Origin of the sequence: Bdellovibrio bacteriovorus (assembly GCF_002208115.1) — a bacterium.
GTDB lineage: Bacteria > Bdellovibrionota > Bdellovibrionia > Bdellovibrionales > Bdellovibrionaceae > Bdellovibrio > Bdellovibrio bacteriovorus_C.
Window position 1 is genome coordinate 387,366 of sequence record NZ_CP020946.1, and the last position, 12,617, is coordinate 399,982.

Sequence of the window (12,617 nt, forward strand, 5' to 3'; positions counted from 1 at the left end):
CGTTTATGGGCGATCCACGATAATGCAGCAAATGCTGGAAAAATAATAAATGAATATAGGACATGCGTCTTAGCTTCGGGGCCGCATGTAGTTTCCCAAGTACCTAACCCGCTCGCGATACATTGATCCAACGAGTAATCGAATAAAATAACGATCGGGACCAGTAGAATAATAAGGTAGAAAAATATGGCTGATTTTTCTTTATAGGTGGGCATGGTTCTATCTTCTGTGATTTATTTTGGCGGGTACAGTCAAATAGTAGTGAAAGAAAAAGGCTGCGGGGGATTTCCCGGCAGCCTTTTGTTTGTCTCATTAGTAAGCGAAAATCTTTTTAATGTCTTTGTCGATCTCTGGTGTGATTTCAACCTTCAAGGCGCCCAGATTTTCCTGCAGTTGTTCGATGCTGGTTGCGCCCAGGATCACGCTGCTGACTCCCGGTTGGGCGGCGGTCCATGCCAGTGCCAATTGCGTGCGGCTGCATTCCAGTTTGTCGGCGATGCCTTTAAGTTCCCACACGCGCTGACTGTTCTTTTCGGTATAGAAGGTGTCCTTCAACCAGTCGATGCGCGACAGGCGGCCTTCGCTGACGCCCTTGTCGTATTTTCCGGTCAGCATGCCAGACGCAAGCGGCGACCAGGTGACTAGGCCCATGCCGTGTTGTTGGGCTTTGGGTTGCACATTGGTTTCAAACTTGTCGCGCACAAGCAGGTTGTACTGCGGCTGTTCGACTTGCGGTTTGTAGTAACCACCCTTGTCGCAGATGTCCATGGCTTCCTGAATCTGTTCAGCGGTCCATTCGCTGGTTCCCCAGTACAGAATCTTTCCGTGATGAATTAAATCATCCATGATGCGCACTGTTTCTTCCACCGGGGTTTCCGGGTCATAACGATGGCAGAAATAGATATCCAGATAATCCGTACCGATTCGTTGCAATGACTTGTTCACGGATTCCAGAATGTGTTTGCGGGAAAGACCCTTGTCGTTGATGTCTTCACTCATCGGCCAGAAGACTTTTGATGAAATCACCAGCTCGTGGCGCGGGAAATCTTTTAAAGCTCCGCCCATGATGCGTTCGGATTCGCCTTTGGCGTAGATGTCGGCGATGTCGAAGAAATTGATTCCGGCTTCATAAGCCAGGCGCAGAATGCTGCGGACGGAAGTGAAGTCTTTGACGGTGCCACCAAAGGTGGTCCATCCACCCAGAGAATAGGTGCCGATTTTAAGACCGCAACGGCCAACGCTGCGGTAAGGCATATTGGGATTGAACATCAGGGCCTCCTTGCAGAAGCCCCATTATCTTAATGAAGAACCGGATGTTGCAAGTAATGATTGATTTCGATGATTCGGTCTTGCTGACTGACCACGGAATCCTGAATCGCCACCAGCTTTTGCATCAGATTGTCTTTAGCAAGCCTAATGGCTTCGAAGATATCCTCGTGGACGCCTTCAGCCTCGGCCTTCGCGCCGCCCTCGTTTAAGACGATGGCAATACGATACAGTTTCTTCAGACCCTCGCGGGTGAATTCGCGCCCGTCTGTTTCATACTGGAGCGCAAGTTTTCGGGGATCCCGGGCTACTACCGCAACCACAGTCTGTGGAGTCACAAAGTGTTCAAACTCTGCGATCTGCTGGTAGATAAAGGACTTAACCTCAGGATTTTGCTCAATAAGCTCAATGGTGGGGTTGAGAAGGGTCGTCATAGGCGGCCTCCTTTTCCTCGTAGTTATAGTGTAACAATGGGGTCGAATTTTGTCTGGTCAAGAAGACTGGCACCGAAAAAATAATTTGAAATCGAATAGGTTTGCATTAGAATCCCGAACCTGGACCATAGACCTGTGTCAGATTGAGATGGAAAATATTAAGTCAGAAATCAAATTAGACTCATCTTGGAAGCAGCATCTTCACCTCGAATTTGAAACCGAGCGCATGAAGAAGCTGAAAAACTTTTTATCTGCTGAATACAAGGCGGGTAAAACGATTTATCCCCGTGGCGATGACTATTTTGCGGCGATGAATCTGACTCCTTTTGACAAAGTGAAAGTGGTGATCGTCGGGCAGGATCCTTATCATGGCCCCGGTCAGGCGCACGGACTTTGTTTTTCTGTGCAAGACGGCGTTCGTTTTCCTCCGTCTCTTAGAAACATCTTTAAAGAACTTCACGACGACGTGGGCGCGACCATTCCACAAAGTGGCTCCTTGACCAAATGGGCTCAAGAAGGTGTGTTGTTGCTAAATGCCGTGCTGACAGTCGAGGACGGAAAGGCCGCTGCCCATCAAGGCAAGGGCTGGGAAGAGTTCACCGACAAGATCATCCACGTGCTGAACGAAGAAAAAGAAAATCTGGTGTTCATTCTGTGGGGTTCTTACGCGCAGAAAAAAGCGTCCTTCGTGGATCGTAAAAAACACCTGGTGCTAGAGGCTGTGCATCCATCGCCATTGTCCGCTCACCGCGGATTCTTTGGGACTAAGCCCTTCTCCAAAACCAATGCCTATCTGAAATCCAAGGGTATTGGCGAAATCAACTGGAACCTGGTTTAACTCCTTCGGGGGGCGTCCAAAATAGATCCATCCCGGTGTTTTATATCAAGCCTGCAAGGGTAAAAGCTCTAGTCTTCACTGGGGACCTTGGCTAAGATATAAGAAGGTCTCAATTATTCACCAGGAGGATTTATGAGATGGCTTGTTATGGTGGCTTTCGTGGCACCCGTCTTTACAGGCTTGAATCCGGCACAGGCGGGTCCGTCGATCCGTTTGGTCGCAAGTGAACACTCCACCATCACCGCAGACACCGTTAAAAGCATCCGTGCCGATGGCAACGGGCTGCTGGTGGTCTTTACGAAAACAGCCGGAACCTATTATCTGGATCGTGATGTCATCAACTTTGAGACCTACCGCAGAAAGCTGGAAGAAAGTCTGAAAAATCAGAAGCCTGTCAGCGTCAAGGCCGAGCAGCATCAGCTCAATATTGTTGAAGTAAAATAAGGCCCCGTTGTAAACTGGTCTCCGTCGTAAGGAGACCTTTTATGCGTCATATTGCTGCTGCTTTTGTAGTGTTGTCCCTAGCTTCCCAATCCTTTGCCACTTCCGCTGAAGAAGTGAAAACCAAAACCGCTGAAGCAGCCACTGCTGCGGCTGATTACACCAAAGAACAAAAAGAGCAGTTCCAAAAAGACATGGAAGAAAATCTGGCGAAAATGAAAAAAGAAATCGCCGAGATGAAAGAAGCTGCCTCCAAGAAAACCGGCGAAGCAAAAACTGAGTACAACGATCAGATCAAAGCTTTGGAAAAAAAGCAGGAAGAAATGAAGAAAGATCTGGCGAAGATGAAGAAAAGCTCTGGCAAAGCCTGGGGCGAAATGAAAAACGGAATGAGCAAAGCGTGGGATGCGATCTCTGATTCCTACGGTAAAGCCAAAGCCCACCTGTCAGAAGAAAAATAATGAAAAAAAGCGCACTGCTCTTCACCACAGAATTACCTCGTCCCGCAGACCTGGGGGAAGAGCTGTTGTTGGTCCACGACGAGATCTTGCCTCGTAAATCCAAAGCCTTTAAAAAATGGATGGCACAGTTTCCACTGCGTTATCCGGTGAAGGCCGGGGAATCTCTTAAATCCGTTCAGAACTTTTCCGAACACATCACCAAGATCGTCAAGCTGTGTGAAGGCGCTTCCAGCCGGCGTTTGACGGTGGTGGTGGCCGGAGGCGGCAGTGTCGGGGACTTTGGCGGCTTTGTTGCCAGCATCCTGAAGCGTGGCGTGCGTCTGGTGCACATGCCCAGCACCTGGCTTTCGGCGATTGATTCTGCTCATGGTGGCAAGACCGCTTTGAATGTGGGATCAGCGAAAAACCAGATCGGCACTTTCTATCCCGCTGACAAGATTGTTTTGTCTCGTTCGTTGCTGATGGCTCAGCCAGATGCCCGAGCCTTTGAAGGTTTTGGCGAACTGCTTAAGATCGCTTTGATTGCCGGGGGACCGCTGTGGCGGGATCTGGCGAAAGAATACGAAGTGAATGCGGCGGTGCTGTGGAAATACCTTTCCAGTGCCATTGATGCCAAATACAAAGTTGTCGCCAAGGACCCGGAGGAAAAATCCGGTCATCGTCATATCCTGAACCTGGGGCATACTTTGGGTCATGTGCTGGAAACCCAGTACGAAATGCCACACGGGGTGGCGATCAATTACGGGCTGGAGTTTGCTTTGCGCTTCAGCTTGCACAAAAAAATCATCACACCTGCTGAGTACGAAAAGCTGATGCTGTCGCCTGTAATGGGTTATCTGCTGTCACCCGTGCGTGATGAGTTGCTGCAGACCAAAGAATCGGTTCTGCGCGAATTCAGAAAGCAGCTTCTTAGTGACAAGAAAAAGACTTCGTCAGAAGTTTTGCGTTTCGTTTTCTTAAAAAAGCCCGGCCAGTGTGTCGTGCGTGAAGTCAGTGTGGATGACATCCTGGTGGAAGTCTGCCGTCAGAAAGAAGATGAACTCAATGGCTGATTTCCGATTTCAGGGCGAGATTCCTGGTTCCAAATCCATTTTCAATCGCGCTTTGATCGTAAAAAGCTATTTCCCGGTGCTGGATCTGCAGGGGCATTCCGAATGTGACGACGTCGTTCACATGCGTGAGGGTCTTAAAGAAATCCGCGAACGCAGTCGTATTGATTGCGGCGAAGGCGGCACCACGTTCCGCTTTATGGCGCTTCGGGCATCCCGCATGCGCGGGGTTCATACGCTTGAGGCCACACCTCGTCTGTTGCAAAGACCGCAAAAAGGTTTGCTGGATTTGTTGTCTCAGCTGGGTGTGCAAACCCAAATCAAGAATCGCGAAATGTTCGTGGTGTCTGAAGGGTGGAAGCGTCCGCGCGCCCCATTGAAAGTAAACACCTCTGAATCCAGTCAGTATGCTTCGGCTTTGATTCTGAACTGCTGGCTTTTGGATTTCGATCTGGAATTTGAACTGGTCGGCGACAAGGTTTCTGAATCGTACTTCCAGTTGACCGTGCAGATGCTGAAAGAATTGGGCATGCGCATGCAGGTTCAGGGCAACAAGTACCTGATCCCGGCCGGCCAGCGTATCAGCAAGCTTGAATACCGTGTGGAATCGGATCTGAGTTCGGCATTCACCATGGCGTCTGCTGGCGCCTTGGTGGGGGGAGCCAAACTTTTGAACTATCCGGTGAAAAGCTCCCAGCCGGACGGCGTCTTTGTCGAGATCTTCAAGCAAATGAATATCGAAACAGAAATGGTCGAAGGCGCTTTGTGTGTGAAGCCTTCCACAGGCTTGCGTGCGGTGAATTGGGATCTTTATCAGTCCCCGGATCTGTTCCCGGTGCTGGCGGTGCTTTGCAGTTGGGCCAATGGCAGCTCCAAGCTTTTCAATGCGCCTCATTTGGCGGCGAAAGAAAGTAATCGCATTGCCAAGATTGCTGATTTGTTTGAACGCCTGGGCATTTCCCATGAAGTCTTGCCGGATGGCATGATCATTCACGGCAACCCCCAGCAAAGCCTTAAAAAAGGCATCACTTTTGATTCTGATCAGGATCATCGCATGGTGATGGCGGCCACATTGATGAAGCTAAAAGGCCATGACATCACCATCGAAAACCCCGAGGCCATCAATAAGAGTTTTCCTGAGTTCTGGGACATGATAGGTATCAAGGCATGATTACAGTCGTCGTTGGCCACCGCGGAACCGGAAAAACTGAAATGATGAAGCGTCTGCAGATATACCTGCGAGACGAGTCCGCGGAGATCATTGACCTGGATGAATCCATCGAAGAAAAAATCGGAAAAACCATCCCCGAACTTTTCTTAGAGCACGGCGAGGCCTATTTCCGCGAGTTGGAGCGCCAGCTTTTCCTTGAGACTTTGCAAAAGCCCCACACGCAGATGTTCCTGGTGCTGGGGGCGGGCTTTGATCTGTCCGTGATCCCAGAAAACGTGCGCGTGCTGTGGGTTCGTCGTACCACCGATCTTGATGGTAGAATCTTCTTGAACCGCCCACGCCTGAACCCGGAATTATCTCCGCTGGAAGAATTCCACAAGCGCGCCGTTGTGCGCGAAGCCCGTTATCGTGAACGAGCCGATGAGGTCTATCTGATGCCGGAAGGTCTTTTTGAAAATCGCCATCACGCCATGGCCGTTGAAAAAGCTCTTTTGACTCACAGTTTGTATGACATCGGTGGCGCGGTGACGATCCCGTCCGAAGTCTTTGCGACGGAAAAGCGCTGGGAACTTTTTAAAGCCCGCTTCGTGAACCGAGGTGTGGGTTTGTTTGAGCTGCGCGATGATTTGCTGACCTTTGAACAGATCCAGCGCGTGGTGCAGGAAATGGCCAGCGAGCGCCTGCTGTACTCTTTCCGTAAGGCCCCGGAAAACGCCGAAGCTCTGATGCAGGAGCCTTTGATTGCGGTTTTGAATCGTGTCGCCTGGATTGACTGGCCGGTGGAGCTGGGATCACCCGAAGATCTTTTGCGGGTGATTTCATCCGATAAATTGATTTTGTCTTTGCACGATGACTCCCGCAAAGAAATGTGGCAGCAGTTTTCTCATCAAGCGGCACAGTTGAAATATGCACCGATGGTCGACACCTTCAGTGAGCTGAAGACGGGCCACGAATGGCAGCAGGGCGAACCTTCCCGCCGCAGTTTCTTGCCGCGGTCCCCGGATGGTCGCTGGGAATGGTATCGCCGTTTGCAAAAAGGTCATCAACTGATCAATTTCTGGCGCGAAGGGGATGGCACTGCGGGGGATCAACCTTCGCTCTGGGCATGGATGATGACTCCGACGGGGGTGAATGGTTTTGCTGCGGTTCTGGGTGATCCCGTTCGTCACAGCTATACTCCGCTGGAACATTCTGATTTCTTCCACAAAATGAATTTGCCGGTCTTCGCAGTCGCTATTTCCCGTGAAGAGTGGGATCAGGCCTTCCCGGTGGTGCAAGGCATGGGGCTTCGTTATGCGGCGGTCACGTCCCCTCACAAAGAAAACGCCGCCAAAGTCTGCAAACATGAAACCCTGAAGGCCGTGAACACTCTTTTCTGGAATGAAAAGACCAGATCATGGCAGGGGACCTCCACCGACGATCAGGGCTTTATGGAACTGATCGAGGGTGTTGGTATGATTGCGCCTTTGCAAAAAGAAATTTCCGTCTGGGGCGGGGGTGGCGTGCTGGAAATGATTGAAAAAGCCCTGCCGCACGCAAGCTTCATTTCTTCGCGCACGGGGAAGCCCCGCGCAGGGTCTGAAGATGCCGAAACCCTTTTGCCCAAGATTGTGATCTGGGCTGCACCTCGCGGACCGGAAACCCAGATGCCACCTGCACACTGGAATCCGGCGATGGTGTTTGATTTAAATTACAAAGAAGATTCCATGGGCCGTGAATATGCCCAGCGCTGTGGCGCCAATTATCAGTCCGGGCTTGTGATGTTCACAGCCCAGGCGCAAGGACAGCGAATGTTCTGGCGCAAGTCCGAGGAGAACGCATGAGTGCAAGTCAGTTCGGTTCCCGTTTTGTGATCACGACTTTCGGTGAAAGCCATGGGACTGCTTTGGGCGTGGTGATTGACGGCTGTCCGGCCGGAGTGAATTTTGACGAAGCACTTCTAAAAAAAGAACTGGAACGCCGTCGTCCCGGTCATCATGGTTCGGGTCAGATTGTGTCCGGTCGTCAGGAAGCAGATGCTCCGGAAGTTCTGAGCGGCGTTTTCGACGGTAAAACCCTGGGCACGCCGATGGCGATCATTGTGCGCAATCAGGATGCAAGATCTCAGGATTATTCTGCCATCAAGAATTCCCCGCGTGCGGGCCATGCCGATGACATGTGGAAGAATAAATTCGGTCACAGCGATCATCGTGGGGGCGGCCGGTCTTCCGGTCGTGAGACGGTGTCCCGCGTGATGGCGGGGTCTGTGGCGCAGATGATGATGAAACACGTCAGTGCGCCAACCAAAGTGATTGGTTATGCCTCACAAATTGGTCCGATGACCTTGACCGATGCCGAACGCAAAGAAGTCAGCAAGAAAGACATCGATTCCTTCCAGGCAAGATTCCCCTCCAGCCGCGATCAGGAAGTGGCCGCGCTTTTAAAGAAAGCCCAGGACAACGGCGAAAGCCACGGCGGCGTGGCCGAGATTCTGATTCAGAATCCACCAGCCCATTTGGGTCAACCGGTGTTTCATAAACTGAAATCCGATCTGGCGATGGCTTTCTTGAGTGTCGGGGCCACCAATGGCTTTGAGCTGGGGCTGGGCTTTGAGTCCGCCGAAGTCAAAGGCACGGAATTCCATCAGGGCCCTCAGGACGCCTATGGCGGCATCCGCGGCGGGATTTCCACCGGGGAAAGCATTCTGCTGCGGGTTTCCTTTAAGCCCACAAGTTCGATTCTGGATGTGGCAAAAAAAGGCCGCCACGATCCCTGCATCGTGACCCGTGCGATCCCGGTGCTGGAGGCCATGACATGGCTGGTGTTGGCAGACCACTATTTGTGGTCTAAAACTGATCGCATCTAGAATTTATTTACAGACATCAGCTGCGGCGTCAAACAAGAGGTACTAAAATGGTTTCTGATATTTTCAATCCAGAGTGGTGGACGGAAGTTCCTGGTTTTAACTTCAAGGACATTACTTATCACCGCGCCAAAGATCAGGGCACAGTTCGTATTGCCTTCAATCGCCCTGAAGTGCGTAATGCCTTCCGTCCGCAAACTGTAGACGAACTATATACCGCTTTAGAGCATGCACGCATCACGGCTGACGTGGGTGTGGTTCTGATCACAGGTAACGGTCCTTCGCCGAAAGATGGTGGCTGGGCGTTCTGTTCTGGTGGTGATCAGCGCATTCGCGGTAAAGACGGCTACAAGTACGAGGAAAAAGAAGCTCAAGGCAAGATGGATCTGGCTCGTCTGGGTCGTTTGCACATACTGGAAGTTCAGCGTCTGATTCGTTTCATGCCGAAAGTGGTTGTGGCAGTTGTTCCCGGCTGGTCCGTGGGTGGCGGGCATTCTTTGCATGTGGTGTGTGACATGACGATCGCCAGCCAAGAGCATGCGATCTTCAAACAAACGGATCCGGACGTGGCAAGCTTCGATTCCGGTTACGGCTCTGCGTACCTGGCTCGTATGGTGGGTCAGAAGCGGGCTCGTGAAATCTTCTTCCTGGGGCGCAATTACACAGCTCAAGAGGCCTTTGACATGGGCATGGTGAACGCCGTGGTTCCGCACAAGGATCTTGAAAAGGTGGCTTTGGAATGGGCCAAAGAAATGAACTCAAAAAGCCCGACGGCGATGCGCATGCTGAAGTATGGCTTTAACATGATCGACGACGGCCTTGTTGGTCAGCAACTGTTTGCGGGAGAGGCGACTCGTCTGGCTTACGGGACAGAGGAAGCCGTGGAAGGGCGTAACTCGTTCGTTGAAAAACGTCCGAAGGATTTCTCCAAATTCCCTTGGCATTACTAGGGGCAAGATACAGAAAAGAATAAACTCCGAAAACACGGTCCGAAAGACCGTGTTTTTTCATTTAAAACCAGCCCAACGATTTGAAAATCCCTATCAAGTGCCAGTGCTTGAATACAGCTGTATTTGTTTGTGCGAGGGGAGGACAATAGGGTCATGAAACTTGCTATATTCTTCGCACTGCTAGCGTTCGTAGGACTGGCATTCTGGGGATGCCCGACGAAGAAGTATATTCCAGATCCAACCCCACCCCAGCCTGAAGTGCAGATTCAATCCATGCGGTATGATGAAGTGTTAAGACAACATGGGCAGGCCCCACCGGTGGGACCTCGCCAAGACCAGCGTCGAATGCTGGCTATGAATTACTAGAAAATACTGATTCCCACAGACAGGAAGGTTTCGGAAGAATCCTGCGGACTCATGCCGGCCTCAATGTTAAAGCCCATGCCTGACAAATAGATCATCGCATAGTTGCGTTCGTTGTATTCTTCAAACGTCAGGCGTTTGTAGCCAACGCCCGCATAGAATGGCAAAAAGTTGGCCGTTTCAAAGTACCAGCGATAAGCCAAAGCCAAGCCGCGGTACTCAATATCTTCTTTGGATGAAGACACGGAACGCTCAACACCCACCAGAAAGCGGTCTCGCAACCAGATGCTCAAGTCCAACGCCAAAGCATTGTCCTTAATTTCTTTGCCGTTGTGATGAAGGCTGACGAAGGTTTCTTTTACGTTCAAATCAAAGCTGGCTTTGGCATCCCGAGAGCTGAACGTGCGCGACGGCTGGTCTTTCAGTGTCGCCAGTTTCGCCGGATGAATCATGCGCCCAATGCTGCCCGCCGCTTTGCGCACGTACTTGGCGGACACCACGCCGATGATTTCACCCTGATCATTCAAAACCGCACCGCCGGAATTCCCCGGGGACACGGACATGTCGGTCAGGAAATTTTTGTCAGAGTTGATTTTGGTGACCATGCCTTTGGTGAAGTTGAAAAGCATGTCGTTGTTCAGATTTGTATCGAAATCCAGTCTTGTCCCGAACGGGTGCCCGATGGTGGCGCATTCCTGGCCCACTTTGATGGAAGCAAGGTTTGCAAACTTCAGGGGCGTGGCTTTCGCCGGAGCATCCAGGGTCAGAATCGCGATGTCATTGTCTTTGTCCCAGCGGCTGATGATGGCGCTTTGCTGGGTCACGACCTTGTCGTTTTCAAGCCATTGAACGGTGATCGGACGAAGATCAAAAACACAGTGGCGGGCTGTTAGAATTTCTGTCGGGGAAATCAAAGCGCCGGAACAAACCCCGCCTTTAGAGCGGATCACCGGAATTGCGGGACGCGCTTTTTCAAAGACCGCAGACCATACGGTGTCTGCGGCAGTTGCCGGAAGAGCCACTGCCATCAGAAGAACGCCAAATAGGAATTTCATAAATTATTTTACGGTGCCTTTATAGATGTAAGCGATACCACCGGTCAGGGTGATGTATTCCATTTTGGAATAAGAACCGCTTTCTTTCATCAGATCCAGGAAGCCTTCACGGCAAGGGAATGCCGCAGAGGATTTTTGCAGGTATTCGTAAGCTTCTTTCTGGCCCGTGACGATGCCGCCGATTTTAGGCAGGATGTTCTGGGAATAGAAATTGTAAAGCGCACCGAACACCGGAATGTTCACCTGGCCAAATTCCAGAACCATCACTTTGCCGCCTGGGCGAGTGACACGCGCCATTTCTTTTAGCGCCTTCACCGGATCACCGACGTTGCGGATACCGAAAGAGATGCTGCAAACATCAAAGCTGTTGTCAGCGTATTGAAGCTGGGTCACATCGGCTTGTTCAAAAGTGATGTCCAAACCGCGCTCTTTGGCTTTGCCCGGAGCCGGGATCAGCATTTCTGCGCAGAAATCAGTTCCAGTCACAGCACCCGTGCCGACAGTTTTTTTGAACTCAATCGCCAGGTCACCTGTGCCAGTGGCACAATCCAAAACCTGATCACCGGCTTTGGCGCCGCTGTACTTCACCAGTTTTTTTCTCCACAGGTGATGGATGCCCATGGAAAGGACGTTGTTGCCCTTGTCATAGTTCGCCGCCACTTTAGAGAACATGTTTCTGATGATTTCAGGATTTGGAGAATGATTAGACATAAACTTCCGCCTTGTGCGCTTTGTGCAGTGGACGGTCGATAGCCGTCAGGATTCTATCAAGCTTCTTCATCATCACCGAGAAGTCATTCAGGGTCAGCGCCTGCATGCCATCAGACAGAGCTTCTGCCGGACGAGGGTGAACCTCGACGATGATACCATCGGCGCCCACCGCTGCGGCTGCGTAAGCCAGATCCGGAACCAAAGCGCGGATGCCCACCGCGTGAGAAGGATCCACGATCACCGGAAGGTGCGTGTTCTTTTTCGCGTAAGCCACAGCGTTCAGATCCAGAGTGTTGCGAGTTGCAGTTTCGAAGGTGCGAATACCACGTTCACACAGAATCACATTTTGGTTGCCCATTTTGGTGATGTATTCAGAGGCTTTGATCCATTCGTCGATGTAAGCAGCCAAGCCGCGTTTCAAAAGCACCGGCTTTTTCTGACGGCCCAGTTCTTTCAGCAGCTCATAATTTTGCATGCTGCGGGAACCAACCTGGAAGCATTCCACGATGTCGTAAACTTCCTCGATTTGACGGATGTCAGTCACTTCGGACACAAGGCTCATGTTTAGTTCTTTGCAAACAGTGCGAACCATGTCGAAAGAGTTTGCGCCCAGACCCTGGAAAGCAGTCGGGGAGGTACGCATTTTCCAAATGCCACCACGAAGCAGGTGTGCGCCTGCGGCTTTAACGCCGGAAGCGGTTTCCATGAACTGAGCCTGGCTTTCAATTGAACAAGGGCCGGCGATCACGGTGAAATTAGGTCCCCCGATATCAAAACCGCCAACATTGACAATTTGGGTTGAGGGACTTGTTTGCATAGTTTGCGTTTCCATAATACGAACTTCTTCTCGCCCTTGTTTTAACATTTTCACAACTACTAAGTTGAAAAAAGAGGGTCCTTTTGTGGATCGGCAGAATAGCATAACGCTCGAAGGCATTACAAACTTTTTGGAGGCAGGGGCCCTCTTGCGACATGGAAACCAATGGATTCTCATTGAGGGGCCGTTCGCTGCAGAACCAACCCCAAATAGTGTCGA

General features: G+C 51.1%; 13 protein-coding genes. 8 read left to right on the forward strand and 5 right to left on the reverse strand.

Annotated features, from left to right (window positions below):
• Positions 1–312: 312 nt before the first annotated feature.
• A complete protein-coding gene (locus B9G79_RS02005; RefSeq protein WP_011165832.1) occupies positions 313–1,269 on the reverse strand; it encodes an aldo/keto reductase family protein in 957 nt (318 codons plus the stop codon).
• Between the two features lie 29 nt (positions 1,270–1,298).
• Positions 1,299–1,700, reverse strand: a complete 402-nt coding sequence (locus B9G79_RS02010) for a hypothetical protein (RefSeq protein ID WP_011165831.1) — start codon at positions 1,698–1,700, stop codon at positions 1,299–1,301.
• Between the two features lie 148 nt (positions 1,701–1,848).
• On the opposite strand from B9G79_RS02010, the gene ung reads away from it, so the two are divergent.
• The 8 genes from ung (at position 1,849) to B9G79_RS02050 (ending at position 9,452) form a co-directional block, all read left to right on the forward strand.
• A complete protein-coding gene (gene ung / locus B9G79_RS02015; RefSeq protein WP_088564065.1) occupies positions 1,849–2,538 on the forward strand; it encodes a uracil-DNA glycosylase in 690 nt (229 codons plus the stop codon).
• A gap of 132 nt (positions 2,539–2,670) precedes the next feature.
• Positions 2,671–2,982 (forward strand): hypothetical protein, encoded by a 312-nt coding sequence (locus B9G79_RS02020; protein WP_038448588.1) that lies wholly within the window; start codon positions 2,671–2,673, stop codon positions 2,980–2,982.
• A gap of 41 nt (positions 2,983–3,023) precedes the next feature.
• Positions 3,024–3,440, forward strand: a complete 417-nt coding sequence (locus tag B9G79_RS02025; RefSeq protein WP_011165828.1) for a hypothetical protein — start codon at positions 3,024–3,026, stop codon at positions 3,438–3,440.
• The gene (locus B9G79_RS02030; protein ID WP_088564066.1) at positions 3,440–4,492 is read left to right on the forward strand and encodes a 3-dehydroquinate synthase family protein; all 1,053 of its coding nucleotides are present in this window, start codon (positions 3,440–3,442) and stop codon (positions 4,490–4,492) included. The genes B9G79_RS02025 and B9G79_RS02030 overlap by 1 nt, the downstream gene beginning before the upstream one ends.
• Complete coding sequence (locus B9G79_RS02035) at positions 4,485–5,660, forward strand: 3-phosphoshikimate 1-carboxyvinyltransferase (RefSeq protein WP_232468994.1); 1,176 nt, start codon at positions 4,485–4,487, stop codon at positions 5,658–5,660. Before B9G79_RS02030 ends, B9G79_RS02035 begins: the two co-directional genes overlap by 8 nt.
• Positions 5,657–7,483 carry a shikimate kinase gene (locus tag B9G79_RS02040; RefSeq protein WP_088564068.1) on the forward strand — a complete coding sequence of 609 codons (1,827 nt, stop codon included), beginning with the start codon at positions 5,657–5,659 and terminating at the stop codon, positions 7,481–7,483. The genes B9G79_RS02035 and B9G79_RS02040 overlap by 4 nt, the downstream gene beginning before the upstream one ends.
• Positions 7,480–8,505, forward strand: coding sequence for a chorismate synthase (aroC, locus tag B9G79_RS02045; RefSeq protein WP_088564069.1), 1,026 nt, complete (start codon positions 7,480–7,482; stop codon positions 8,503–8,505). Before B9G79_RS02040 ends, aroC begins: the two co-directional genes overlap by 4 nt.
• A gap of 47 nt (positions 8,506–8,552) precedes the next feature.
• Entirely contained in the window at positions 8,553–9,452 is a 900-nt protein-coding gene (locus B9G79_RS02050; RefSeq protein ID WP_088564070.1) for a 1,4-dihydroxy-2-naphthoyl-CoA synthase, read from the forward strand.
• A gap of 362 nt (positions 9,453–9,814) precedes the next feature.
• Here B9G79_RS02050 and B9G79_RS02060 read toward each other — a convergent pair whose 3' ends face one another.
• The 3 genes from B9G79_RS02060 to aroF are packed head-to-tail and all read right to left on the reverse strand — an operon-like array spanning position 9,815 to position 12,413.
• Entirely contained in the window at positions 9,815–10,870 is a 1,056-nt protein-coding gene (locus B9G79_RS02060) for a S1 family peptidase (RefSeq protein WP_088564072.1), read from the reverse strand.
• 3 nt (positions 10,871–10,873) lie between these two features.
• Entirely contained in the window at positions 10,874–11,581 is a 708-nt protein-coding gene (ubiE, locus tag B9G79_RS02065) for a bifunctional demethylmenaquinone methyltransferase/2-methoxy-6-polyprenyl-1,4-benzoquinol methylase UbiE (protein WP_088564073.1), read from the reverse strand.
• On the reverse strand, positions 11,574–12,413 hold the full coding sequence (gene aroF, locus B9G79_RS02070) for a 3-deoxy-7-phosphoheptulonate synthase (RefSeq protein ID WP_232468996.1): 840 nt from the start codon (positions 12,411–12,413) through the stop codon (positions 11,574–11,576). Before aroF ends, ubiE begins: the two co-directional genes overlap by 8 nt.
• Between the last annotated feature and the right edge of the window lie 204 nt (positions 12,414–12,617).